The organism is Stutzerimonas balearica DSM 6083 (assembly GCF_000818015.1).
GTDB classification, from domain to species: Bacteria; Pseudomonadota; Gammaproteobacteria; order Pseudomonadales; family Pseudomonadaceae; genus Stutzerimonas; species Stutzerimonas balearica.
The window spans coordinates 1,848,596-1,872,708 of sequence record NZ_CP007511.1; the positions used below are offsets into that span (position 1 = coordinate 1,848,596).

The window sequence follows — 24,113 nt, forward strand, 5'->3', positions numbered from 1 at the left end:
GGTGACCTCGTTAGGACAAAAGTCTAAGATGCCGGCCGGTTTCAGCGTGCCTGTCTTCTATGTCGGATCAGCGAATCAAAACTCCTTGCGTCGGGCTTTGCTCGACCGTCTACGGCGATCTGGTCTGTCGTGGCTGCAAGCGGTTCCACCACGAAGTGATCAACTGGAACGCGTACGGCTCCGAGGAGAAGCGCGCCGTCTGGCGCCGGCTGGAGGCACTGCTGGCCCAGGTCATGGCAGCCAAGCTCGAGGTGTTCGATGCACAGCGGCTAAGAGCGCAGCTCGAGGCGAGAGGCATCCGTTTTGTCGCCGACCAGTCGGAGTATTGCTGGGCCTATCAGCTGATAGCTCGCGGCGCCCGGCTGATCCAGCAGCTCGAGGCATACGGTGTGGCACTGCTGCCCGAATTTCGCGACTGGCCATTGCCGCAGCTGCGCGATGCGATCGATCGTGAGTTTTTCCTGCTGTCGCAGGCGCATTACGATCGCTACATCGCACCGCGATTTCTCAGCGAAGGTGCCGATATCCGCGTTTGACGGTATGGCCCCGCGTCAGTGTCTGACAACTTGCTCCAGATGGTCGATGATCTCGTCCGGCTTGAGCACCAGCACGTCGCTTTCCAGGGCATCCAGCACAACCTCGGCCGTGTTACCCATCAGCGCGCCGGAAAAACCCGTCCGCGCGACCGTGCCGATGATGGTCACCACCGCGTTGAGTTGATGGCACACGCGAGGGATCAGCGCATCGGCGGGCCCTTCCTCGATGTGCAGGCGCTCGTCGGTGATCTCGTATTCGGTCTGGAAGCGCTTGCACGCTTCGCGGTAGCGCGCTTCGATCGTTTCCTTCAACTGGAAGGTCGGATCGGCTGCCGAAAGCATGGGAGAGGGGTGTGCGCTCAGTACGTGCAGCGAGCCATCGGCCAGTTCGGCGATTTCGTAACCATGGTTGACGATGGTCGCGTGCAGCGTGCGGTGCTCTTCGTCGGAGTTGCCGACGTCCACTGCTGCGAGGATTTTGCCGCCGCGCCAGGGTTTGTCCGTCTTCACCATGAGGACGGGGCAGGGGCAGTAGCGCAGCAGTTTCCAGTCGTCCGGCGTGAGCAGGGCCCGCTTGAGAGGGTTGTCCGGGACGTGTTGCTTGATCACCAGGCCGCAGCCCTCGGCCTGCTGCACATTGATGATCGTCTGGTGTGGACTGTCATTCCATGCCTGTTGCACGGAAACGTTGTGCCCCTCGGCTTCCAGTTGCGTGCGGAGCGACTCCAGATGGGCGCTATGGTCATGCTTGCCGTCGCAGACCAGCAGGTGGAGCCGCGACTGGCTGACGCTGGCGATCAGGTGGGCGCGCTTCAGGGCAAGCGATTCCGGCAGTTTGGGGTCGACTACCACGAGGATGCAGCGAATGGCTAGCATGATCGGCTCCGTTTCCGTGTGCTGGGCGTTCACTATAGTTGATCGCCGCGCCTGGCTCCTGACGCATGTCAAGCAGCACTGGCCGCCGCGCGACGCATTCGTATAATGCCCGCCGCTGCCGGCCGTCGCGATGGTCAGCGCCTGCCTATCACGCCTATGAATACGACGAGTTCGCCATGTTTTCTGATTTGAACGAATTTCTCGGCTGCTCGACGCCGGACGCCTGGGTCGTTGCTGCACTCGCCAACCAGGACGTGATGCTGATCGATCACGGCAACTGCGAGAAGAAGGCTGCGGGCACGGCGTTTCAGCTGATGTTTCGCTATGTCGACAAGCCGGACCTGCAAAACAAGATGTCGCGGCTGGCTCGCGAAGAGCTGCGACATTTCGAGCAGGTGCTGGCGATTCTTCGGCGGCGCGGCATCCCGCTGCGCAACGTCAGCTCTTCCCGCTATGCCGCCGGCTTGCGCGAATTGGTACGCAACCATGAGCCGTTTCGGCTGACCGATACGCTGGTAATCGGCGCTTTCATCGAGGCGCGCTCATGCGAGCGCTTTGCCCGGCTGGTTCCGCATCTGGACGAGGAGCTCGGCAAGTTCTATCACGGGCTGCTGAAGTCGGAGGCGCGACATTTCCAGGATTACCTCAAACTCGCATATCAGTACGGTGAGGCCGCGGACGTCGATGCGACGATCCTCAGAGTACGAGAGCGCGAGCGTGAGTTGGTCGAAAGTGCCGACTGCGAGTTTCGCTTCCACAGCGGAGTGCCGCAGGCGGCCTGATTCAGGTCAGCGCGAAGTCGGCCAGTCGCAGGCCGTTGCGGTCGGCCTCCAGCGCCCAGCCGCGAGCATCCCAGTCACCGAGCACGATTCGCCGCGCCGGCCTGCCGTCGAGCTCCAGAAGATGCTCCGCCGGCCGATGCGTATGGCCATGGATCAAGGTGTCGACCCGATGCCTGCGCATGGCGCGCAGCACTTCCGCGGGCGTGACATCGACGATTTCCGCTGCCTTCAGGCGGGTCTGAGCGCGGCTTTCGTTGCGTAACTTGCGCGCGAGCTTCTGGCGGGCTGCCAGCGGCAGATTGCGCAGCAGCATGAGGCTCAGCGGATTGCGTAGCCAGCGCCGCATGCGCATGTAGGCGTGATCGTGGGTGCAAAACGCATCGCCGTGGCTTAGCAGCACGCGATGGCCGTTCAGCTCGATGACTGTCGGGTCCTTGAGCAACTGGCAGCGGGCCAGTCGGCAGAACGCCCGTCCGAGCAGAAAGTCACGGTTGCCGTGCATCAGATAGACCTGGGTGCCGCTCTGGGCGAGCTTTGCCAAGGCCATGGCAATCGAGCGCTGGAAGTCGCTCATGCCATCATCGCCGATCCACACCTCGAAGAAGTCGCCGAGTATGTAAAGCGCCTGCGCACCGGGCGCGCGTTCCTCGAGGAAATGAAGAAACGCCCGGGTGATATCCGGGCGCTCCTCTTGCAGGTGCAGATCGGAAATGAACAGGATCACTCGATGATCTCGGCCTTCTCGATCACCACGTCGTCGACCGGCACGTCCTGGTGACCGGACTTCATGGTGGTGGGCACATTCTTGATCTTTTCCACCACGTCCATGCCCTCGACGACCTCGCCGAATACGGCGTAACCCCAGCCCTGTACGGTCGGTGCGCTGTGGTCGAGGAAGTCGTTGTCCTTCACGTTGATGAAGAACTGCGCAGAAGCCGAATGCGGCTCCATGGTGCGGGCCATGGCGATGGTGCCGGTCTTGTTGGAAAGGCCGTTGTTGGCTTCGTTCTTGATCGGCTTGCGCGTCGCCTTCTGCTTCATGCCGGGCTCGAAGCCGCCGCCCTGGATCATGAAGTTGCTGATCACACGGTGGAAGACGGTGCCGTCATAGTGGCCGCTCTTGACGTATTCCTTGAAGTTGGCCGTGGTTTCCGGAGCCTTGTCCTCGAAGAGCTTGAGGACGATGTCACCGAAATTGGTCTGCAGTTTGATCATGGGAAGTTTCCGTAGTCGATGGTTGCAAGGCGGGCGAACGGCAGAGGCGTCAACCAGGCGCGGCGCATTGCTCTGTCAGGGGGTTGACGGGTCCGTTATGATAAGCCCTTTGTTTTGGCCGGCCTACCCTGAGCCGCATTGCAGACATTCAAGGACACCATGAGCAAGCCTACCGTCGAAAAAGCCGCCAACTTCCTGCGTCCCATCGTCCAGGCCGATCTGGACAGCGGCAAGCACACCAAGATCATCACGCGCTTTCCGCCAGAGCCCAACGGCTACCTGCACATCGGCCATGCAAAGAGCATCTGCCTGAACTTCGGCCTGGCCCAGGAATTCGGCGGCGAGTGCAACTTGCGCTTCGACGACACCAACCCGGCCAAGGAAGACCAGGAATACATCGACGCGATCAAGGCCGACGTCGAATGGCTGGGCTTCAAGTGGGCCGGCCAGGAGCGCTACGCCTCCGATTATTTCGACCAGTTGCATGAATGGGCGATTCATCTGATCCAGGCCGGCAAGGCCTTTGTCTGCGATCTCAATGCCGAGCAAATGCGCGCCTACCGCGGCAGTCTCACCGAGCCTGGCAAGAACAGCCCCTACCGCGACCGTTCCGTCGAAGAGAACCTCGACCTATTCGCCCGCATGAAGGCTGGTGAGTTCCCGGACGGCGCCAAGTCGCTGCGCGCGAAGATCGACATGGCATCGCCGAACATCAACCTGCGCGATCCTATCCTCTACCGCATCCGCCACGCCCATCACCACCAGACCGGCGACAAGTGGTGCATCTACCCCAGCTATGACTTCACCCACGGGCAGTCGGACGCCATCGAGGGCATCACCCACTCGATCTGCACCCTGGAGTTCGAGGACCACCGTCCGCTGTACGAGTGGTTCCTCGCCAACCTGCCGGTGCCGGCTCAGCCGCGTCAGTACGAATTCGCCCGGCTGAACCTGAACTACACCATCACCAGCAAGCGCAAGCTCAAGCAACTGGTCGATGAGAAGCACGTATCCGGCTGGGACGACCCGCGCATGTCGACGCTGTCCGGCTACCGTCGCCGCGGTTATACCCCCGCGTCGATCCGCACCTTCTGCGACATGATCGGTGTCAACCGTGCCGGCGGCGTGGTCGACATCGGCATGCTCGAGTTCGCCATCCGCGAGGATCTCGATGCCAATGCCGCACGCGCCATGTGCGTGCTCAAGCCGCTCAAGGTGGTGATCACCAACTATCCGGAGGGCCAGGTCGAGAAGCTCGAGCTGCCGCGCCATCCCAAGCAGGACATGGGCGTGCGAGTGCTGCCGTTTTCCCGCGAGCTCTACATCGACGCCAGCGATTTCGAAGAAACCCCACCGGCCGGCTACAAGCGCCTGATCCCCGGTGGCGAGGTGCGCCTGCGCGGCAGCTACGTGATCCGCGCCGACGAGGCGGTGAAGGACGAGCAGGGCAATATCGTCGAGCTGCGCTGCTCCTACGACGAGAACACCCTGGGCAAGAACCCCGAAGGGCGCAAGGTCAAGGGCGTGATCCACTGGGTACCGGCTGCCGAGAGCGTCGAGTGCGAGGTACGCCTCTACGACCGCCTGTTCAAGGCCGCCAACCCGGAGAAGACCGACGAGGAGGGCGGCAGCTTCCTCGACAACATCAACCCGGACTCCCTGGTGGTGCTCAAGGGCTGCCGCGCCGAGCCGTCGCTGGCCGATGCCGCCCCGGAAGAGCGCTTCCAGTTCGAGCGCGAGGGCTACTTCTGCGCCGACCTGAAGGATTCGAAACCGGGCGCGCCGGTGTTCAACCGCACCGTTACGCTGCGCGACTCCTGGGGAGCCTGATCCATGGCGCTGTCGATCTACAACACCCTTAGCAAGAGCAAGGATGTCTTTACGCCTCTGGTCGATAACAAGGTACGCATGTACGTGTGCGGCATGACCGTATACGACTACTGCCACATCGGCCATGCGCGGGTGATGGTGGCCTTCGACGTGGTCGCCCGCTGGCTGCGCCATCGCGGCTATGAGCTGACCTACGTGCGCAATATCACCGACATCGACGACAAGATCATCAAGCGCGCCAGCGAGAATGGCGAGTCGTTCCAGGATCTGGTCGGCCGGATGATCGCCGCCATGCACGAGGACGAGGCGCGTCTAAACGTGCTGCGCCCGGACATCGAGCCGCGCGCCACCGACCACATCGCGGGCATGCACGCGATGATCCAGACCCTGATCGACAAGGGGTATGCCTACGCCCCGGGCAACGGTGACGTCTACTACCGGGTCGGCAAGTTCGCGGGCTACGGCAAGCTGTCGCGCCGCAAGATCGATGACCTGAAGATCGGTGCGCGCATCGAGGTCGACGAAGCCAAGGAAGATCCGCTCGACTTCGTGCTATGGAAGGGCGCCAAGCCGGGCGAGCCGAGCTGGGAATCGCCCTGGGGGCCGGGCCGACCGGGCTGGCACATCGAATGCTCGGTGATGTCCACCTGCTGCCTGGGCGACACCTTCGATATCCACGGCGGTGGTCCGGACCTGGTGTTTCCGCATCACGAGAACGAGATCGCGCAGAGCGAGGCGGCCACTGGCAAGCCCTACGCCAACGCCTGGATGCATGCCGGCGCGGTGCGCGTCGACGGCGAGAAGATGTCCAAGAGCCTGGGCAACTTCTTCACCATCCGCGAGGTGCTGGAGAAATACCATCCCGAGGTGGTGCGCTACCTCTTGGTGTCCAGTCACTACCGCAGCCCGATCAACTACTCCGAGGACAGCCTGCGCGAGGCCAAGGGCGCGCTGGAGCGCTTCTACAACGGCCTCAAGGGGCTGCCGGAAGCGACCCCTGCCGGTGGCGAAACCTTCGTCGAGCGCTTCGGCGCGGCGATGGATGACGACTTCAACTCGCCGGAAGCCTGTGCGGTACTGTTCGATATGGTTCGTGAGGTCAACCGCCTGCGCGAATCGGACCTGCAGGCTGCAGCCGCTCTGGCTGCGCGTCTCAAGGAGTTGGCCGGTGTGCTCGGCGTGCTGCAGCTGGAGCCCGAGGCTTTCCTGCAAGCGGGCGCTGCGGGCAAGGTCGATGCGGGCGAGGTGGAGGCATTGATAGCTGCGCGCCTGGCTGCACGAGCCGAGAAGAACTGGGCCGAATCCGACCGCATCCGTGACCAGCTCGGCGCCATGGGCGTGGTGCTCGAAGACGGCAAGGGCGGCACGACTTGGCGTCTGGCCGACTAGTTCGAGCTCGAATGAAAAACGGCACCACCAGGTGCCGTTTTTCGTTTCCGCTGCAACTCAGGCGTGCAGCTTCTCGGCCGCGTGCAGCGTGTTCTCCAGCAAGCAGGCGCGGGTCATCGGGCCGACTCCGCCTGGGACCGGCGTGATCCAGCTGGCGCGCTCGGCAGCAATGGCGAAGTCGACATCGCCGACCAGGCGACCATCGGCGAGGCGATTGATGCCCACGTCGATCACGATGGCGCCGGGCTTGATCCATTCACCCTTGACCAGCCCCGGCTTGCCGACCGCAACGACGACCAGGTCGGCACGGCGGACATGGCTTTCCAGGTTCTGCGTGAAGCGATGGGTCACGGTCGTGGTGCAGCCGGCGAGCAGCAGTTCCAGCGCCATCGGCCGGCCGACAATGTTCGAGGCGCCAACGACGACGGCGTCGAGGCCGTGCAGATCGACGCCGGTGCTCTCCAGCAGCGCCATGATGCCCTTGGGGGTGCAGGGGCGCAGCAGTGGCATGCGCTGGGCCAGGCGGCCGACGTTGTAGGGATGGAAGCCGTCCACGTCCTTGTCCGGGCGAATCCGCTCGAGCAGCTGCGAGGCATCCAGGTGGGCCGGTAGCGGCAGCTGAACCAGGATGCCGTCGATCTCGGCGTCATCGTTGAGCTGATCGATCAAGGCGAGGAGCTCGTCCTGGCGGGTGTCGGCCGGCAGGTCATGGGCAATCGACTTGAAGCCGACTTCCTCGCAGTCCTTGCGCTTGTGCGCGACATATACCTGGGATGCCGGATCGGTGCCTACCAGAATCACCGCGAGCCCGGGGACGCGCAGCCCCTGGTTGCGGCGCTCGGCCACGCGGCTGGCGATACCTTGGCGGATAGTGGCGGCGATCGTTTTACCGTCGATCAGTTGTGCGGTCATGACGCTTGGTTAACCATCGGGAAGGGATTAAAAAGGAGCGGCATTCTCGCACGGCTTGCCGGGCCGGCAAAGGCGCCGCCGCCGGATGAGCCTGTAACTCCTTTATCTTGCTGAATATTTTTCGCTGGCGCTGTTGACGGGCGTACAGGGGCTCTATAACATGCGCCCCGCTTGTCGAGCACAGCCTGCTGCTGGGTAAGATGGCTCATCGAGGAAGTCCTCGGTAGCCGGAGCTTCAAGTCTGCGCTCCGCAAAGATTGCAGATAAAGCGCCCGTAGCTCAGCTGGATAGAGCATCCGCCTTCTAAGCGGATGGTCGCAGGTTCGAGTCCTGCCGGGTGCGCCATTTGGTGTCTGGCACAAGCAATGAAATATGGTGGGCGTAGCTCAGTTGGTAGAGCACAGGATTGTGGCTCCTGGTGTCGTGGGTTCGATTCCCATCGTCCACCCCATATTCCAGAAGCGCCAGGCAATAGCCTGGCGTTTTCGTTTTAGTCCCCGTTTATGCGGACGTGGTGAAATTGGTAGACACACCAGATTTAGGTTCTGGCGCCGCAAGGTGTGAGAGTTCGAGTCTCTCCGTCCGCACCATCATATGATTTCGAGGCCTTTCAGAAGGAATCGGGAATCTCCGAAAGCCCCGTCATAGGGGCTTTTTTGTGCCTCTTCACTCTCAGCTTCCCTTAGAACCTACCATCCCAGCGTGGGTCAGGCTGCTCTAGGTGTGTCCGGGTTCTAACCATTCCCACGGACGGTTTGAAAAAGGCTGAAAACCTCAAATCTTGCGGACGACTCTAAGACGCATTCGTGGGTTATGAAACCGCTCGATGTAGTCGAATAAATCCGCCCGTACTTCATCTCGGGTTTGATAAGACTGACGGGCAACGCGCTCCCGTTTCAGCTGACCGAAGAAGCCTTCAGGCTGCGTTGTCGCCGCAATGCCCGACTGCACTCGTGCTGCAGACCAGCGTTGCGATTCAGAAAACGCTGGTAGTCAGCACTGGTGATTGGCTGCTGCGATCCGAATGCAGGATCTGTCCTGGCGTTGCCAGATCGCCATTTCCACCGCTCGGATCACCCTCTGCCGATCCTGACGGTGATGCACCGACCAACCGACCACCAGCTTGTTGTACAGATCGAGCACCACGCAAAGAAACAGCTTGCCCTCCCATGTGGCGATCTCCGTTATATCCGTGACCCGCTTACGTTCCGGCTCTAGGGGCTGAGATCGCGATTCAGCAGGCTTTTCACGCCAGCTGGACGGCCGTTGGTAACTCTTCGGAGTCACGCCGCTTCCGACGTGGCCAGCCTTGAATTCGCTCGGCGGCCATCAGGCGAGCAGCGCGGTTCAGGCCGACGGTTTCGTGCCCTCGTCGGGCAGATCCTCGTGCATCCGTGGCGCTCAGATCACCCCCCACGGCTGTCCTCGAGGCGCGCATTCTCTTGGGCACGTGGGCTTGGCTCGCGATGCTGCCAGGCGTAATAGCTGCTGGCAGAAACCTTCAGACACCTGCACACCAGCCGTACCGTGCCCTCTCGGGCCGTCCGCGACCGGCACGGATCGGTTGGGCGAGTAGGCGTTTTCTATCGGCGGTGCAGGTTGAGGGCACTGCTTGCCTCTACTCTGTGCGCGCAGTGCTGATAGCTTGTCAGCGAGCGTCTTACGGCAAGGACAACCCCGCTGCCGAACCGGCTCAGCTCGCTGTCCGAGTCGGCACCCGGCTAGCCTGAACCGAGGGGATCGCCGACCAGCTCGATTACCAGCTCCACGAATTGGGCGATATTGAAGGGCTTCTGCAGAATGTGGTCGAAAAGCCCAGGGGCCTGGGACGCCAGACCCGCATGGCCACCGCTCATCAGCACGATGGGAAGGTGCGCCCATTCGGGGCGTTTGCGAATTTCGGTAGCCAGCTCCAGGCCGTTCATTAGCGGCATCATGTAATCGCATACCACCAGCGATGGCCCCTCACGATGCAAGGCGTCCAGGGCCTTCATGCCATTGCTTGCCTGGGTCACCATGAAACCGGCGTCTTCGAGCGCTAGGGTCAGGACCTCGACAATCAGGTATTCATCATCGACCACCAGGACCGTTGTCATGGAGTAAAGCCTTCTCGACCGCTAGCGGTCTTGCGGGGTGGGTGTGCCGGTGGGCGTCGTCGAGTAGCCGCCTCGGCCGATCTGCGCGGAATGGATATGCCGCTCGTATGCGCCATTGCGTCTTTTGATGATCCTCAATGTTGGTTCGCTGGGGCCTGCCCCCTCGGTGAAATCGAGCAGGACGATATTGTCGAACAGGCTGCAAAGCTCGGCGGGTGGAGCCGTCGGATCGGCCCCCGGAAAGTGGCTGAGCTCCCACGTCGCCACCATTGTTGCACCCAGCGCGCGGACCTCGTTCACCAGCGCGCTGGTGAACTCCAATTGCCGGCGCTGCCGCGCGCATGGGCGCTTGAGAGCGGCCAGGGTGTCGATCACGATGCGAGACAGGCGCTTCTCGCGCACCTGGTCGATCACGGCCAGCGCGACCTGGTCGGGAAAAAACTGTGTGGTTGGCTGCCAATGAAAATCCAGCCACCCGTGCTCGGCCGCGGCTCGAAGGCCGAGGTCCAGCTGATCGGACTTTCTCAGCAGTTGCTCGGGCGATTCGACCAGGCCGAAGAAGGCGCTGCGCTCCTGCGGCGACGCCCCGGTCATGAAGTTGAGGCCGAGGGTCGTCTTGCCGGCGCCAGACGGGCCGATGACGAGGGTCGCGCTGCGTTCGAGCACTCCGCCGCCCAGCGCAGCGTCCAGCCCGGCGACTCCGGTAGAGACCAGCCGCTCGCCCAGCGCCATCGGCGCCGTGGGCTGACTCAATAGCGCTTCGATGCGCGGATAGACGGCAATCCCGTCGCCGGTGATCTCGTAATCGTGCTCACCGGCGGCAAAGCCGGACCCCCGATACTTGTGCACCCCGAGCCGCCGATAGGAGCGCATGCCGCCCCGTTCTTCCTGGAGCGAGAATACGCCGTCGACCATGGTCAACTCAGGGCTGCCATGGTCGATCTCGGCGCTGGTGAGCATCAGTGTCGTGCAACCGGCAAAACTGGCATGGACCTGCAATTCGGCGATGAACTTCTTGGTGTTCAGCGGCGTGTCCGAACGGCTTCGAACGTTCATCAGGCCGTCGAGTACCAGCAAGGTTGCCTTGTGCCGCAAGATCTCGCGGCGCAACAGCTTCAACACCTCGTCCAGCCCGTCGCTCTCGAGGGTATCGAAGGCACTGACATACAGCATACCGGCGCCTATCTGCGCGGCGTCGAAGAAGCTGAGCGTCGACAGATACTGGAACAGTCGGTCGTGGGGCTCCGAAAGCAGCGAGGCAAAAATGACCTTGCCGCCCTGGGCGGTATGGTGGAAGGCAACCTGGTTGGCAAGAATGGTTTTGCCCGAACCGGGGCGGCCCTGGATCAGATAGGCGGCCCCGGCAACGAATCCGCCATGGGTGATGGCGTCGAGACCATCGATACCGCTTTCCAAGCGCTCGAGTGCTATCACGTGAATCTGCCTAGTGAATGAGGGCGTGGTGAATCGCTTCGCGCAGTGCTTCGGCACTGCGGTGGCATCGCAGGTTCGACAGCGCCGGAATGCTATCGAAAGCTTCCGGTGGTCGTGTCGTCACGAACGAACGCCGACGTAAACGATGCAGGGTGCAACAAAAAGCTGCTATCGGCAAACGCCGGTCCGAACGAAACGCTAAGCTGCCATTCAGGTTGCCTTGTTTGTGCGTTGTCTACGAGCCGAAAAGGCCTAGCGCCTAACGGCGAATGGTCAGCCCGATCACTCGTGATACCACCAGGGCGATGTACATCAGCCCGGCAATTTCCTCGAGCATCACCAACGCGCGGGCGAAGGGGCGCAGGGGCAGGATGTCACCGAGCCCGACGCCGGAGAGCACGGTAACGCTGAGAAACAGCAGCTCGAGCCAGGTCCTCGGCTCATCGGGTCGCAGCTGGGCAACGAAGCTGCCCGGGGCAACCAGTTGGCATGCCGCATAGGCATAGGCGAACGCCCAGGCCAGCAATGTAAAGGTTGCGCCGACGGCAAACAGCTCGTCTGTCGTGGTGCGCTGATCCTCCATCATGTAGCCAATGAGGCCCGCCGCGGCATAGAAGTAGAAGGCGGCTTCCAGCGTAACCAACAACAGGCGCAGCTCCGGCATGGCCATGAGCTCGGTCGCCACCGTGAGCACGAGGATGGCAGCCGCCAGGACGAACGCGACCGAATGAATCGTCGGGCTGCGGTTGACGATCCGCAACGCCGAAACCAGTACCACCACACCGAATGCGCCGAAAGCGGCGCGACCGAGCGGCGTATTTTCCATGAACGGGTAGAGCAGGATGCCCAGCAGCTGAACGAACAGCAGGCCGGCCGATGGGTATCTGACGAGATAGCTCAGCAAGGGTCTGTTCATGGGCGACATGATCGGTCGAGGAGGTCAGGGCAAGCGCAATGCTCAGCAGATGTGGTCGACTGTGCGAGCCAACGAGCCGACAGTATCGCAGTTCAGGAACACTTGGCAGCAGGAGCCATTGAGCGGAGGTAAAGAAATCGATCGGCGCGGTTATCCGGCCGACTGCCTGTCAGCGCTTCGCCTATGACGCTACCAGCGAGAGATCGACCCAAGGTCATCCGAGAGATGGCTCATGTCGACGTCTCGATAGCGAAAGGGGGGATAGGGCGCGAGCGCATCGTCCAGATGCCTCAGGCAGGTTTCGATCGCGGCGGCCCGCGCCCGATCATTGCCTTTGGCAAGCACGTTGAGTGCCTCGACCAATTCGTCAGGCGTTGGCTCGCTGAGCAACAATCCGTGCTGCACGGTCAGTGTCTGTCCCTTGTAAACCAGCCTCACCGGGTCTCTGCCGACCAGCGAGGCGCCGTCTGCCAGCAGCGCATTGATGTGGTTACGAAGTGCAGTGCACTGGCGCGGGTCCTTTCCGTGGTACTTCAATTCCGATTCCGTCCGGTAGCGTTGATAGGGTGGTCGATCACGGCTCGGCAGCAGCACAGCGCAATCTTTGCACCGAGCGGCTGAGTGGTGGCATTGTGCCACGAATGACTCGCTCCGACATAACCATACTCAAGCCTGGCGACTTCGCCTGCCGGGCGTACGCCTTGCGCCCGTCCGTCAGGTTTTGTCGCGGCGAGGCTTATCCACCACCGGCAGGTCGGCGTCCTTCCAGGCCTTGAAGCGCCGCCAATGTGGCAATCCGGGCTCAGCCCCATGTCCTGTAGCGTTGTCGCCGCCAGACTGGAGCGCCAGGCAGAGCCGCGGTACAGGACGAATGTCTTGCCGGGCCGAAGATATCCTTGTCGTAAGGGCTCCCGGGGGCGACTGAGCACTCCAGCATCCCCCGCGCGGTATGAAGGGCGCTCGGGAACATGCCCTCGCGTTCCAGCGCTCGCACGTCCCGGATGTCGACGAAGACGGTCTGCGGGGCGTCCAGTCTGGTCTTTGCCTAGCCCAGGCTCAGCGTGCGAATGCAGGCGTGGGCGTCGTCGACGAGCCCTTTGGTGATGGGCATCGCGATGGTTCTGACGTTGGCCTGCCGTCGGGCGCCAGGCGCCCTACGCCGGGCCTCGATGAGAGAAGGTGGCCGACTGGCAGGCTGGGCAGGCCCGCAAAGGGGTTCATCCCCATCGCCACAGGCGGCCCAGTCGATACCAGGCGGAGCGTTGTAGCTCTGGTGGTTCAGGCCAGTGGGCCTTCTTGCTTTCGCATTGCACGATGCCGTTGGTGCCAAGCCTCAGGCGCCAGCGCTGGGCCGATGGAAAGTGCTCGCCCGGATTGGTCTGCAACAGCAGCAGGTTGTAGTCGTGTTGCTTCTCGATGGGGTGGGCCTGGACTGAACCTTTGCCGTCGTCGCTGGCGGAATCCTCGCCTTCGGACTGGGCAAACAGCTTGTTGTGGCTCGCCTGGATCATTGCGCAAAGCTGTTCGCAATCCAGGGTGAGGCGCTCCCGAATTTCGTCGTGCTCCAGTGCTGCCTTGTCCAGGGTCGTCAGCACGCGATAGCAGATGATTTGCCGCTCCTCGTTGGTCGCCCACTTGCCGGAGTGTTCTCGAACCAACGGTGGCAGATCGGGCAGCTTGCGATAGTCGAGCCAGACGCGTTGCTGCGCGAGCACCTTGCGGGTGTAGGGCATCAGCAAGCGAATCTTCCAGCGCGGCTTGCCTTTGCGCAGTCTGCGGGTGATGGCCGTGATCATGTCGTCGCGCAGCAGGTCGCGAACGGCATAGACCAGCGCGATCACCAGCAGAAGCGTGAGCGAGAGTTTCTCGCTGGCGCCGCGCGCGTTGAACAGGAAGTAGGTGAAGAACGACATGATCAGCATCGTCGACATCGCCTTGACCAGCTTGTGGGTGCCGGCCCCCAGCGTTGTGACCTTCGAGCGCAACATCACCGGATACTCCAGCAGCCGGTGATACAGCGCCATGCGGTTCCATATCCGTGTCGGGGTTCCGTGGAAGTCGCTCAGGTACTCGCGCTCCTTGCGGTATCGACGTTCCTGGCGCAGGAATTCCGCCACCGATTGCTTGAGTTCTTCATCGACGGTTGCGTAGCCCTCGAGGGTCATGCTTTCCAGCAGGAACTGCTCGGCATGCCATGAGAAATAGACGTCCATCTGACGAAAGTAGCGCTGCTGATTGCTCTGCTTCGGGCTGGACCTGCGCAAACGTTGCGCGAAGTTCTGGCTGAGCCGCAGGCCGCGTGCGACGGGCTCTGCCACCGCCCCGGACGTGAGCATCTGCTGGCGCAGCCGCTCCATCGAAGCCTGGTACTGGAAGAACCAGGAGCCATACATGATTTCGTAGTGCGGAGAGAGCAGGACGAAGGAATGGTCGGCCTTGATGAGGCGGTCCTTCGATGGCATGCCCATCAGCCCGAAACTGTGCGTCAGCGCCTTAAAGAAGAACTGCTCTTCCGACAGGGTCCATGCCGACAGATTGCTTTCGTGCGGAGTGAACAGATACAGCTCGATCTTGTGCCGTCCAGGCTGCTTCAGCGTGCGGGTCAGTTGCAGGCGGAAATCACCTTTGCGCTTGAGTGAAAACACAAAACCCCCAATGACCGTGGAACGCAGCCAGCTTACCAAGCTTCCGCTGGGCGGTACGCCGAGTAGCAGGCTTATGTTCGGGCGAGGCTATATCCAGGCCGCCCGTTGCTCAAATTCCCGTCGCCGCGCCATCGGCGTCAGCTCCGAACCCCCAGCCGATCTTCGGGCATGCAGCTGATATGCGCGCTTTGGCCAGACATCTGGCGAAGCATGGAAGGCGAGTGATGCGCTGGGGCTGCCGTTCAAGCCAGCAGGGGCAAAGACAGCTTGCGTTGGATTCCACCGTTTAGATTGGTGTCCCAAGATTGGTCCCAGTTGGACGGAACGTAAAACATCTACCTGCAAGCTCAGCAGCCTGGTCGGTCAGTTCGAGTCCTCCGTCGCACCATGCAGTAAGCCGAAAGCTCCGTATTCCGGGGCTTTCGCATGTCTGGTGCAGGGCAGATGTGACCGTTCCCAGCGTGTTCCCACTGAGCCCAGGTGTACGCAACGAGCACCTCGTTACCGCGCCATGTAACAAAGGCCGCGCAGCGACGGGCCTTTTCGTTCCTGGCTGGTCTGTACCGCAGGCTCACGGCAAAGGGTGCACCAAGGGCGCCAACAGGGCGCAAGCCGTCCTGGTGAAGTCGCCGCGCAGATCTGCCGACGGCCACGGTGGCCGAAGATCCGTTCTGCGCGGCGACTGAGCGCACCAGGCGCCGGCTAGCGCAGCTGCAAGCTGTAGCTCAGGATGAGCCGGTTCTCGTCGATATCGCTGCCGAAGTCGGAGCGTACCGTGGCATTGCGCAGCTTGATGCCCAGCCCCTTGAAGGGGCCGTCCTGGGCAACGTAGGCGATGTCGGTGTTGCGCTCCCATTCATTACCGTTGTCGTTCTGCAGTTGGATGTTGCTTCCCTTCGTGTAGCGCGTCATGAAAGACAGCCCAGGCAGGCCGAGGCCGGCAAAGTCGTAGTCATAGCGCAGCTGCCAGGAGCGCTCGTCCTCGTTGCCGAAGTCCTGGACCTGCGAGAGGTGCGGCAGGAAGTTGTCGGAGCCGGCGATGTAGGCGTAGCCGGTGTCGCCGTCCAGTTGCTGGTAGCTGGCGCTGAACGTGTGGTGACGCAGGCGATAGCTGAGGATCGCCGCGAAGGTATGGGCATCGATGTTGCTGTTGCCGGCGTCGGTCGAGCGCAGGTAGCGCAGGTCGGTCTTCAGGCTCTGTTGCTCGCCCAGCGGCAGAACGTGCAGCAGGCGCAGGTTGTGCTCGCGGTAGAGGTCCTGCAATTCGGCGGCGTAGTAGCTGGTGGTCAGCGCCGGCGTCCACTGGTAGCTGCCGCCGCCGAACAGGAAGCGGTCGCTGGCAGCCTGGCCAAGCTCGATATTGCGGGCGCCGCCGTTGAAGACGGTCATGTCCTCGTAGTCCGAGGAATTGCGCTGGTTCACCGCGCCCAGCCAGCCGGCGTCGAGGGTCAGCCCGTCCCACTCGCGGCTGTTCAGCCAGGCGCCGCGGAAGGTCTGCGGCAGCAGGCGGCTGTAGTTGCGCATCAGCACCGGTAGCAGCGGCTGCAGGGTGCCGCCGTGGACGGTGGTCCGGGACACCCGCAGCTTGCCGGTCAGGCCCAGTTCGCCGTACTCGTCCTGGGCGCGGAAGGGCGCCTCGCGGTCGCTCTTGAGGATGCCGGTGCCGGTGCGGTCGGGGCTGGAGTCGAGCTTGACGCCGAGCAGGCCGAGGACGTCCAGGCCGACACCGACCGGCCCCTCGGTGTAGCCGGACTCGATCTTCAGCGCGAAGCCCTGGGCCCATTCGTCGGCCTTGGACTGGGCGGCGCCAGGGTCGCGGAAGTCGCGGTTGAAGTAGAAGTTGGTCAGGTCCAGCTGGGCCTTGCTGTCCTCGACGAAGGCGGCGCAGGCGGGGCCGGCGAGCAACAGGTGGCGGGAGGTGAGCGTCATGGCGGTGTCCTTTTTCTTGTTGTTGGGTGCAGCCGCCCGCATCGGCCGTGCATGCCGATGGCGGGAGGTTCCGGGGAGGGGGCCGCCGTTGCCGGCGGCCGGAAATCACTCGGCTTCGCTGGGGCGCTGGGCGCGCACCCCGGGGGAGGCGAAGCGCAGCAGGTGGGTGCGCTCGATCAGCAGGTACAGCACGGCGCCGGCCGCCAGGCCCCAGCCCGCGCCGTACACCGCCAGCACCACGCCCATGGTGCCGGCGATACCGCGTTCGGCGTTGTTGTTGAGCTGCTCGAAGCCGACCATCAGGCAGATGTAGCCGGTGAGGATCAGCGTCAGCGACAGGGCGATCGGCAGCACCGGCTGGAAGAAGCTCACCAGCGGCAGGACGAACAGCGCGAGAAAGCCGGTGATCCAGAAGGTGCCGGCGCCGCTGTAGATCGACTCCATCGCCTTGCGGCCGTACTTGTAGCGCTCGGCCATGGTCGCCGCGACCGCCGTCCACAGCGGGCCGGCCAGGCCCGGGTAGGGCGCGAAGAAGGCATGCAGGGCGTTGCGGATGGCGCAGACCAGGTGGATGCGGTCGACGTTGATCTCGATCTTCTCGTCGGTGCGCAGCTCGTCGGCGCGCTGCATCAGCGACTGGCCGACGATGATGTCGCCGAAGGCGATGATGTAGGCGATCACCGCGGTGGGCACCGCCAGCATGAACACCTGGGCGTCGGGGAAGCCGGCGGTGAAGGGCAGGTACTGCCAGAGCTGGTCGAAAGCCGGCGCGGTGATGCCGAAGCGCACGTCCGGCATCCTGTACTCGCCCACCGCGATACCGGCGACGATGGCCACGATCATCCCCGGGACCATGCCGTAGTTGACGATCTTGCGCGCCAGCGGCACCCGCTCGGTGAGCCCGCGGAACGACACCGAGAACATCAGGTACAGGCAGATCAGGCTGCCCAGCACCAGCGAGATCGGCGTGTTGGCCAGGCGCCCGCCGGTCTCGATCTCGCCGATCAGCGCGGCGATGCCGGCGCCGATGATGATCCCGCCCTTCATCGAGTTGGGCACGATGCGCACCATCACGCTGCCCAGGCGCGTGACCCCGAGCAAAAAGAAGATGACGCAAACCAGGATCTGCAACGTGAACAGCGCGCGGATCGCCTCCGGCCCCGGCTCGAAGTTGCCGAGAAACAGCAGCACCACCGGGATGCCGGGGGTGATCCAGCCCGGCACCAGCGGCACGCCGAGCAACGCCGGCAGCATGAAACCGATGCCGCACACCACCACGTAGGCCAGCGCCACGTCGTAGGGCAGGCCGAGGTATTTCTCCAACAGCGGGATCATGCCCAGGCTGACCACGAACATGATCAGCGCCTGGAGCATCTCCGCGGTTTCCCAGCGGTAGTGCACGAAAGGCAGGCGAAGCTTGAACGGTCCGGCCTTCCAGCAGGGTTGTTCGTCGCCGTCGTTACGTTTGTACAGTTGCATGGAGCCTCCGTTGGCGCCGCGTGGCGCCTTCTTGTTGTTGTGAACGGATGCCGCCGGCAGCCGCCATCCCTGCAACGGGATGGCAGTACCAGGCAGAAAAAAGCGGGGTCAGGCCAGATTGCGCAGAGGTGCAGCCTGGGGTGGCGACAGGTCGCGTGCCCGTTCGCGCAGGACGTACTTCTGGATCTTGCCGGTCGAGGTCTTGGGCAGCGCCCCGAATATGACGGTGCGTGGCACCTTGAACGAGGCCAGGTGCTCGCGGCAGAAACTGATGATGGCGTCTTCGTCGACGGCCTGGTGATCGGCCTTGAGGTTGATGAAGGCGCAGGGGGTTTCGCCCCATTTCTCATCCGGTCGAGCCACCACGGCAGCTTCCAGCACGGCAGGATGGCGGTACAGCACACCTTCGAGTTCGATGGTGGAAATGTTCTCCCCGCCGGAAATGATGATGTCCTTGAGCCGATCCTTGATCTCCACGTAGCCGTCCGGGTGGCAGACGGCCAGGTCGCCGGTATGGAACCAGCCACCTTCGAACGCTTCGGCCGTTGCACTGGGGTTCTTCAGGTAACCCTTCATCACCGTGTTGCCGCGCATGAAGATCTCGCCGATGGTCTGGCCGTCGCGCGGGGTCGGCTCCAGGGTTTTGGGATCGGCCACCATCAGCCCTTCCAGGGTCGGGTAGCGCACGCCCTGGCGTGCCTTGATTTCCGCGCGCTCCTCTAGAGGGCGCTCGTCCCATTCGGCATGCCAGGCGCAGATGGTGACCGGCCCATAGACTTCGGTCAGGCCGTAGACATGCGTCACCTTGATGCCCATTTCCTCGACTGCGCCGATCACCTTGGCCGGCGGCGCGGCGCCGGCGACCATGGCGTGCACGGGGTGGTCGATGGCGGCTTTGGCCGAAGCGGGCATGTTGACCAGCGCATTGAGCACGATCGGCGCGCCACACAGGTGAGTGACCTGATGCTCGCGAATCAGCCCTAGAATCTTCTGCGGGTCGACGCGGCGCAGGAACACATGGACGCCGGCCAGCGCGGTAATCGTCCAGGGGTAGCACCAGCCGTTGCAATGGAACATCGGCAGCGTCCAGAGATAGACCGGATGGTTGCCCATCGCCCAGGTCATCTGGTTGCCCAGCGCGTTCAGATAGGCGCCGCGGTGGTGATAGACCACGCCCTTGGGGTTGCCGGTGGTGCCGGAGGTGTAGTTGAGGCTGATCGCCTGCCACTCGTCTTCCGGCCACTGCCAGGCGAACGCCGGGTCGCCTTCGGCGAGCAGCGCCTCGTAGTCGAGGCTGGAAACCGGCTCGCCTTCGCCGTACTCGGGGTCGTCCACATCGATCACGAGCGGCGGGTGATCGAGCATCCCGACGGCCGCGCGCACGACCGAGGCGAACTCGCGGTCGGCGATCAATACCCGGGCCTCGCCATGCTGCAGCATGAAGGCAATGGCTTCGGCATCCAGGCGTACATTGAGCGTATTGAGCACCGCTCCGATCATGGGCACGGCAAAATGGGCCTCGAGCATCGAGGGGATATTGGGCAGCATCACCGCGACGGTATCGCCCTTGCCGATACCACGCCCGGCCAACGCAGAGGCCAGGCGTCGGCAGCGCATGTAGGTTTCGGCCCAGGTGCGACGGATCGAACCGTGGATCACGGCGGGGTAATCGGGATAAACGCTGGCGGTGCGCTCGATGAAGCTGAGCGGGCTGAGGGCAACATGGTTGACTGCGGCGGGCGCAAGGCCCTGTTCATAGATGGTCATGCAAGACACCACTTGGCTGATTATTAGCTCTTGTTCTGCATCGCCTGGGAGCTTCGCCCGGGCGGCTTGCAAATCTTATAGATCAGTCGGAAGGCATATGGAAGTATTGCTGGGCGAATATGGTAATACTCCTATATTTATTTCCGTGCGGGCCAGGGGGTTTCTCCCGGCCAACCTTTCAGACGGATTGCTTATGAGCACAACTCCCGTTCGCCTTCACACCTGGCTGCGTCTGCAGCGTGAACAGGTAGCACTCGACGCGCGCGCCGATGCCCTGTGCCGGGTGCTGCGCGGCTGCGCCGGGGTACGCCAGGCGTACTACATGACCTGGCAGGCCGGTGCCGGCATCTACACCCATGAGGGCAGTGGCGCACAGCTGCCTCCCGGCCTGGGTGATCCGCTGCAGGCCAGTGATCGCCTGCTGCATGAGCGGCTCGGCGGCGAGGGCCTGCTCGACCTCGCCGTTGTCCGTGGGCTGGACTGCTGGCTTGCCGGCCGCCTGCGCCGGGCAGGTATCGTTCAGGGCGCCGTGCTGGCGCTGGATCTGGATGAAGCCGTACCCGGATTGTTGTTGCTTGCCACCGATGGCGATGTCGGTCCCTGCTCGCTGAGCTGGGTACGCGAGCTGTTGCTGAGCCTGCTCGCATGCGCGAGCGGCCTGGCGCGTCAGTCGCCGTTGCTCGGCCTGGATCCGCAACCGAGCCTGCTGCTGGACGAGCACGCGCATCCCGTCGAGCTGAACGCTGCCCTGCTGGCGCTGCTGGCCGATCGCCCTCTGGATGAGCTGCTGCGCTTTCTGCCCGTCAATCACGCCGCGCTGGTCGGCGCTTGTCTGGCGCAGCAACGGGCTATCGAAGGGGTGGAGGCCGAATACGATCAGCGCATCCTGATCTGGACCTTTGTTCCCGATCCCGCGCAGAACCGGGTGCTCGCGCGCTGTCGAGAGGCGACCGCACAGGTCCTGGCCGAGCGGGATGCGGCACGCGCCCGGCGCCTGTATCGGCTGATCACCGAAAACACCACCGACCTGATCTCCCGGCACGCGCCCGATGGACGCTTTCTCGACGCCTCGCCAGCGGCCTGGCGGCTGCTCGGCTATTGGCCGGAGCAGTTGCGTGGCCAGCTGGTGGAAACACTGTTCCACCCCGAAGACCGGGCCCAGTTGCCGGCGCGCAGCCGCGACGCGCTGGAGGTGGACGGCTATCACACCATGACCTACCGGGTGCGCCATCGGGACGGTCACTACCTGTGGTTCGAGACCGCCAGCCATGCCATCCGCGAGACCTATACCGGCGCGGTGGTCGAGGTGGTCAGCGTGTCGCGCGACATCACCGCGCGGGTGCAGGCCGAAGAGAACCGCCGGCGGCTGGCCGAGGTGGTGGAAGTAAACACTGACCTGGTGTTGTTCATCGATGCCGAGGGGCGGGTGACCTATCTCAATCCGGCGGCAAGGCGAACGCTGCGTCTGCAGGATGGGCAGATGCCGGCACTCGACGCGCTGTTCGATACCGAGGTACTGGCGCTGCTGCATGGAACCGGCCGCACGACCGCCGAGCGCGAGGGCGTCTGGAGCTGCGATTCGCGTCTGCTCGCGCAGGACGGCGGTGCCTCGGTGCCGATTTCCCTCGTGCTGCTGGCGCATCGGACGACCGGCGGCGAGCGTTATTACTCGCTGGTGGCCCGCGACATGAGCGAGCGTGAGCTGCGTGAGGCGCAGCAGCGGCGCCACCAGGACGAGCTGGCGCATACGGGGCGCCTCATCACCCTTGGCGAGCTGGCTTCCGGCATCGCGCATGAGATCAACCAGCCGCTCGCAGCAGTGGTCAACTACGCCAGCGCCAGCCAGCGCTACCTGCAGAGCCTGGGGCAGAATCCGCAAGCAGCCGAGCGGGTGGCCCAGGGCCTGGAGCGGATTACCGAGCACGCCAACCATGCCTCGGAGGTGATCAAGCGCTTGCGGGCGTTCCTGCGCAAGGGGCAGCGGCGCATGCAGCCGCTCGATGTCGCCGAGGTCGCGCGCGACGCGGTGCGCCTCTGCGCGTGGGAGACCGCTGCCGCCCAGGTGACCGTCGAGCAGGCGCTGGCCGCCGACCTGCCACGGGTCTATGCCGACCGCGTGCTGCTCGAGCAGGTCTTGATCAACCTCCTGCGCAATGCGATAGAAGCGAACCGCGAAGCCCACCCGGGGCAGCCGTCGCGTATCGTATTGCGCGCCGAGCGACAGGCCGATGAGGTGGTCCTGGCCGTTGCGGACCAGGGCCGTGGGTTGGATGAGCAGGAACTCGAGCAGGCCTTTACGCCGTTCTTTACCCGCAAGCCGGACGGTCTCGGGCTCGGGTTGCCGATGAGCCGCAGCATCATCGAGGGGTTTGGCGGCGCGTTGCAGGGCCAGCCGGGCGAGAACGGAGGACTGTGCATGCGCTGTCGCCTGCCGATCAAGACAATAACAACAGAGGAACGCGGATGAGCGATGCTCACGAGCAGGTGGTGTATATCGTCGACGACGACCAGGGCATGCTCGACTCGACGGTCTGGCTACTGGAGTCGGTGGGGTTGTCTGCCAGGCCGTTCACCGGCGGGCGGGAGTTTCTCGAAGCCTGCAATGGCGTGGATAACGCCTGCGTGCTGTTGGACGTCAGGATGCCGGGTATGGGCGGTCTGCAGGTTCAGGAGGCCATGCGCGCGCGCGGGCTGCAGTTGCCCGTGATCTTCGTCAGTGGCCACGCCGATGTGCCTATCGTGGTTCGCGCATTCAAGGCCGGCGCGGTGGATTTCATCGAGAAGCCCTACAACGAGCAATTGCTGCTCGATAGCGTGCAGCAGGCGCTCAGTCGTCAGGAACGTGCCGGCGGCACCGGCGAGCACGTCAGCCTGCAGGCCCGCCTGGATAGCCTGACGCCGCGAGAGCGCGATGTACTGCTGCCGCTGGTGCAGGGCTACACCACCAAGGAAATCGCTCGCCAGCTCGACATCAGCATCAAGACCGTCGACCTCTATCGGTCCCGGGTGATGAAGCGCATGCAGGCCGAGCGCCTGGCCGATCTGGTCGGCATGGCCGTCGCGGCACGCCTGGTGGATCCGCTGCGCTTGCGCGGCTAGGCGTTCAGGCCCGCGCCGCTTCCCGATAGGCGCGTGGGCTGTCGCCGGTCCACTGGCGAAAGGCACGGGTGAAAGCCGAAGGTTCGGAGAAGCCGAGACGCTGGGCGATTTCACTGATCGGCAGCCCTGCCTGGCTGAGGTAGTGGATGGCCAGGTCGCGGCGCAGGCCATCCTTGAGCGCCTGGAAGCGGACACCTTCGAGGGCAAGACGCCGCCGCAGCGTGCGCTCGGTGATATGCAGCGCCTCTGCCGCGGCCTCGATACCGAGGTCCCTGAATGCGCCATCGTGTTGGAACAGGTCACTGACGCTGCGCGTGAAGGTGGCCTGGTAGGACGGGCGGGTGAACCATTCCAGCGGCGCCCGCCGCAGGTGTTCACGCAGCGTGGCGGGCGTCTGGACCACCGGCATGTCCAGGCATTGAGGGTCGAGCACCAGGCGGCAATCGGGCATCGAGAAGCGTGCCGGGCAGGGAAACATCAGCCTGTACTCGGCATGGTTGGCCGGTTGCGGGTAGTCGAAGTGCACCTCCCGCAATCCGATGCGCTGGCCCACCAGCCAGCTGGCGAAACGATGCCAGAGCAGCATGAATACTTCCCGCAAGAGATGCTCCGAATCACGCTCCGGATCGGCCAGGCGCATCACGAAAGCGGTTTGCCCGCCATCGGCGGTCAGCTCCAGACGCAGCGAATCGTTGACCAGATTGTAAAAGCGCGCCATTCGGTAATAGACCGAGGCCAGGTGACGGCAGCCGATGACCTGGCGGGCCATCAGGGCGAACACACCGTGGCGGCTACGGTAGGACGCAAGGCCCATGAATTCGTCGTCGCCGACGCGCCATAGCGCCAGCATCAGTCGGCTGAACTGCAGTGAGGTCATGCGCATCTGCGCGTTGTCGAGCAAGCGCTGGCCGATGCCGGCTTCCTGCAGCAACGCCTGTTCGTCGAGCCCACTGCGCTGCGCCGCCTTGATGGCGCTACAGGCGAAGTGGACCGAAATGCTGTAGCCCTCGTAAGACATGTGAGGCTCTCGGATTGTCCGTTTATGTCAAGTATTAGTCAGCTTTGGTTATGGCTGGCGCCTGCGTGAACGGCGAAGCTAGCAGCGCTTTACGAACAAGCGAGCGGCGACGTGCTCGGCTGGTGCAATGGCCGGCTCGAGGCCGTTCCTTCGCGCTATCCGGCAACTCTACCTGAGCAGGGAGCCTTCC

19 protein-coding genes, 3 tRNA genes and 1 pseudogene are annotated in these 24,113 nt (G+C 63.4%); 9 read left to right on the forward strand and 14 right to left on the reverse strand.

Annotation, left to right across the window (positions count from 1 at the left end):
* The first annotated feature begins 59 nt into the window (after positions 1–59).
* Complete coding sequence (locus CL52_RS08515) at positions 60–536, forward strand: DUF1289 domain-containing protein (protein WP_041105428.1); 477 nt, start codon at positions 60–62, stop codon at positions 534–536.
* A 15-nt stretch (positions 537–551) separates the two neighbouring features.
* On the opposite strand, the gene uspL is transcribed toward CL52_RS08515, so the two are convergent.
* A complete protein-coding gene (gene uspL / locus CL52_RS08520) occupies positions 552–1,412 on the reverse strand; it encodes a universal stress protein UspL (RefSeq protein WP_043223025.1) in 861 nt (286 codons plus the stop codon).
* Positions 1,413–1,588: 176 nt separating this feature from the next.
* Between uspL and CL52_RS08525 the strand changes: the two genes are divergently transcribed.
* On the forward strand, positions 1,589–2,194 hold the full coding sequence (locus tag CL52_RS08525; protein WP_041105429.1) for a MiaE family protein: 606 nt from the start codon (positions 1,589–1,591) through the stop codon (positions 2,192–2,194).
* Position 2,195: 1 nt separating this feature from the next.
* Here CL52_RS08525 and lpxH read toward each other — a convergent pair whose 3' ends face one another.
* The gene (lpxH, locus tag CL52_RS08530; protein WP_043219835.1) at positions 2,196–2,918 is read right to left on the reverse strand and encodes a UDP-2,3-diacylglucosamine diphosphatase; all 723 of its coding nucleotides are present in this window, start codon (positions 2,916–2,918) and stop codon (positions 2,196–2,198) included.
* Positions 2,915–3,409 (reverse strand): peptidylprolyl isomerase, encoded by a 495-nt coding sequence (locus CL52_RS08535; protein WP_041105431.1) that lies wholly within the window; start codon positions 3,407–3,409, stop codon positions 2,915–2,917. The genes lpxH and CL52_RS08535 overlap by 4 nt, the downstream gene beginning before the upstream one ends.
* Positions 3,410–3,568: 159 nt before the next feature.
* Between CL52_RS08535 and CL52_RS08540 the strand changes: the two genes are divergently transcribed.
* Together CL52_RS08540 and cysS are read left to right on the forward strand one after the other, a co-directional pair.
* Entirely contained in the window at positions 3,569–5,239 is a 1,671-nt protein-coding gene (locus CL52_RS08540; RefSeq protein WP_043223027.1) for a glutamine--tRNA ligase/YqeY domain fusion protein, read from the forward strand.
* 3 nt (positions 5,240–5,242) lie between these two features.
* A complete protein-coding gene (cysS, locus tag CL52_RS08545; RefSeq protein WP_043219837.1) occupies positions 5,243–6,628 on the forward strand; it encodes a cysteine--tRNA ligase in 1,386 nt (461 codons plus the stop codon).
* A gap of 57 nt (positions 6,629–6,685) precedes the next feature.
* Here the strand turns inward: cysS and folD are convergent, their stop codons facing one another.
* On the reverse strand, positions 6,686–7,540 hold the full coding sequence (gene folD / locus CL52_RS08550) for a bifunctional methylenetetrahydrofolate dehydrogenase/methenyltetrahydrofolate cyclohydrolase FolD (RefSeq protein ID WP_043219839.1): 855 nt from the start codon (positions 7,538–7,540) through the stop codon (positions 6,686–6,688).
* Positions 7,541–7,808: 268 nt separating this feature from the next.
* Here folD and CL52_RS08555 point away from each other — a divergent pair.
* The 3 genes from CL52_RS08555 (at position 7,809) to CL52_RS08565 (ending at position 8,130) form a co-directional block, all read left to right on the forward strand.
* Positions 7,809–7,885: transfer RNA gene (locus CL52_RS08555), tRNA-Arg, on the forward strand.
* Positions 7,886–7,915: 30 nt separating this feature from the next.
* Positions 7,916–7,991, forward strand: a tRNA-His gene (locus CL52_RS08560).
* 54 nt (positions 7,992–8,045) lie between these two features.
* A tRNA-Leu gene (locus CL52_RS08565) sits at positions 8,046–8,130 on the forward strand.
* A 92-nt stretch (positions 8,131–8,222) separates the two neighbouring features.
* Here CL52_RS08565 and CL52_RS21430 read toward each other — a convergent pair.
* From CL52_RS21430 to CL52_RS08605, 9 genes and pseudogenes are all read right to left on the reverse strand, one after another.
* A pseudogene (locus tag CL52_RS21430) lies at positions 8,223–9,087 on the reverse strand (IS3 family transposase); the annotation flags it as partial.
* A gap of 174 nt (positions 9,088–9,261) precedes the next feature.
* Positions 9,262–9,636 carry a response regulator gene (locus CL52_RS08570; protein WP_041105434.1) on the reverse strand — a complete coding sequence of 125 codons (375 nt, stop codon included), beginning with the start codon at positions 9,634–9,636 and terminating at the stop codon, positions 9,262–9,264.
* 21 nt (positions 9,637–9,657) lie between these two features.
* Positions 9,658–11,070: an ATPase domain-containing protein gene (locus CL52_RS08575; RefSeq protein ID WP_043219842.1), complete on the reverse strand. Its 1,413-nt coding sequence runs from the start codon at positions 11,068–11,070 to the stop codon at positions 9,658–9,660.
* A gap of 259 nt (positions 11,071–11,329) precedes the next feature.
* Positions 11,330–11,986 carry an ion channel gene (locus CL52_RS08580; RefSeq protein ID WP_041105436.1) on the reverse strand — a complete coding sequence of 219 codons (657 nt, stop codon included), beginning with the start codon at positions 11,984–11,986 and terminating at the stop codon, positions 11,330–11,332.
* Between the two features lie 189 nt (positions 11,987–12,175).
* Positions 12,176–12,580, reverse strand: a complete 405-nt coding sequence (locus CL52_RS08585; protein WP_342006653.1) for a hypothetical protein — start codon at positions 12,578–12,580, stop codon at positions 12,176–12,178.
* 623 nt (positions 12,581–13,203) lie between these two features.
* The gene (locus CL52_RS08590) at positions 13,204–14,631 is read right to left on the reverse strand and encodes a hypothetical protein (RefSeq protein ID WP_043223033.1); all 1,428 of its coding nucleotides are present in this window, start codon (positions 14,629–14,631) and stop codon (positions 13,204–13,206) included.
* Between the two features lie 702 nt (positions 14,632–15,333).
* On the reverse strand, positions 15,334–16,560 hold the full coding sequence (locus CL52_RS08595) for an OprD family porin (RefSeq protein ID WP_043223035.1): 1,227 nt from the start codon (positions 16,558–16,560) through the stop codon (positions 15,334–15,336).
* Positions 16,561–16,665: 105 nt separating this feature from the next.
* The gene (locus tag CL52_RS08600; protein ID WP_043219844.1) at positions 16,666–18,039 is read right to left on the reverse strand and encodes a solute carrier family 23 protein; all 1,374 of its coding nucleotides are present in this window, start codon (positions 18,037–18,039) and stop codon (positions 16,666–16,668) included.
* A 108-nt stretch (positions 18,040–18,147) separates the two neighbouring features.
* Positions 18,148–19,806 carry an acyl-CoA synthetase gene (locus tag CL52_RS08605; protein ID WP_043219848.1) on the reverse strand — a complete coding sequence of 553 codons (1,659 nt, stop codon included), beginning with the start codon at positions 19,804–19,806 and terminating at the stop codon, positions 18,148–18,150.
* A gap of 193 nt (positions 19,807–19,999) precedes the next feature.
* Between CL52_RS08605 and CL52_RS08610 the strand changes: the two genes are divergently transcribed.
* Both CL52_RS08610 and CL52_RS08615 read left to right on the forward strand, forming a co-directional pair.
* Positions 20,000–22,273, forward strand: coding sequence for a PAS domain-containing sensor histidine kinase (locus CL52_RS08610; RefSeq protein ID WP_143008623.1), 2,274 nt, complete (start codon positions 20,000–20,002; stop codon positions 22,271–22,273).
* Positions 22,270–22,905 carry a response regulator transcription factor gene (locus CL52_RS08615; protein WP_043219850.1) on the forward strand — a complete coding sequence of 212 codons (636 nt, stop codon included), beginning with the start codon at positions 22,270–22,272 and terminating at the stop codon, positions 22,903–22,905. Before CL52_RS08610 ends, CL52_RS08615 begins: the two co-directional genes overlap by 4 nt.
* A gap of 4 nt (positions 22,906–22,909) precedes the next feature.
* On the opposite strand, the gene CL52_RS08620 is transcribed toward CL52_RS08615, so the two are convergent.
* Positions 22,910–23,923, reverse strand: coding sequence for an AraC family transcriptional regulator (locus tag CL52_RS08620; protein WP_043219853.1), 1,014 nt, complete (start codon positions 23,921–23,923; stop codon positions 22,910–22,912).
* Positions 23,924–24,113: the final 190 nt, after the last annotated feature.

Coding starts and splice junctions, on each gene's coding strand:
- CL52_RS08515 (WP_041105428.1), top strand. CDS start 60: ATGTCGGATCAGCGAATCAAAACTCCTTGCGTCGGGCTTTGCTCGACC.
- uspL (WP_043223025.1), bottom strand. CDS start 1,412: ATGCTAGCCATTCGCTGCATCCTCGTGGTAGTCGACCCCAAACTGCCG.
- CL52_RS08525 (WP_041105429.1), top strand. CDS start 1,589: ATGTTTTCTGATTTGAACGAATTTCTCGGCTGCTCGACGCCGGACGCC.
- CL52_RS08535 (WP_041105431.1), bottom strand. CDS start 3,409: ATGATCAAACTGCAGACCAATTTCGGTGACATCGTCCTCAAGCTCTTC.
- CL52_RS08540 (WP_043223027.1), top strand. CDS start 3,569: ATGAGCAAGCCTACCGTCGAAAAAGCCGCCAACTTCCTGCGTCCCATC.
- cysS (WP_043219837.1), top strand. CDS start 5,243: ATGGCGCTGTCGATCTACAACACCCTTAGCAAGAGCAAGGATGTCTTT.
- folD (WP_043219839.1), bottom strand. CDS start 7,540: ATGACCGCACAACTGATCGACGGTAAAACGATCGCCGCCACTATCCGC.
- CL52_RS08570 (WP_041105434.1), bottom strand. CDS start 9,636: ATGACAACGGTCCTGGTGGTCGATGATGAATACCTGATTGTCGAGGTC.
- CL52_RS08580 (WP_041105436.1), bottom strand. CDS start 11,986: ATGAACAGACCCTTGCTGAGCTATCTCGTCAGATACCCATCGGCCGGC.
- CL52_RS08595 (WP_043223035.1), bottom strand. CDS start 16,560: ATGACGCTCACCTCCCGCCACCTGTTGCTCGCCGGCCCCGCCTGCGCC.
- CL52_RS08600 (WP_043219844.1), bottom strand. CDS start 18,039: ATGCAACTGTACAAACGTAACGACGGCGACGAACAACCCTGCTGGAAG.
- CL52_RS08605 (WP_043219848.1), bottom strand. CDS start 19,806: ATGACCATCTATGAACAGGGCCTTGCGCCCGCCGCAGTCAACCATGTT.
- CL52_RS08610 (WP_143008623.1), top strand. CDS start 20,000: ATGAGCACAACTCCCGTTCGCCTTCACACCTGGCTGCGTCTGCAGCGT.
- CL52_RS08615 (WP_043219850.1), top strand. CDS start 22,270: ATGAGCGATGCTCACGAGCAGGTGGTGTATATCGTCGACGACGACCAG.
- CL52_RS08620 (WP_043219853.1), bottom strand. CDS start 23,923: ATGTCTTACGAGGGCTACAGCATTTCGGTCCACTTCGCCTGTAGCGCC.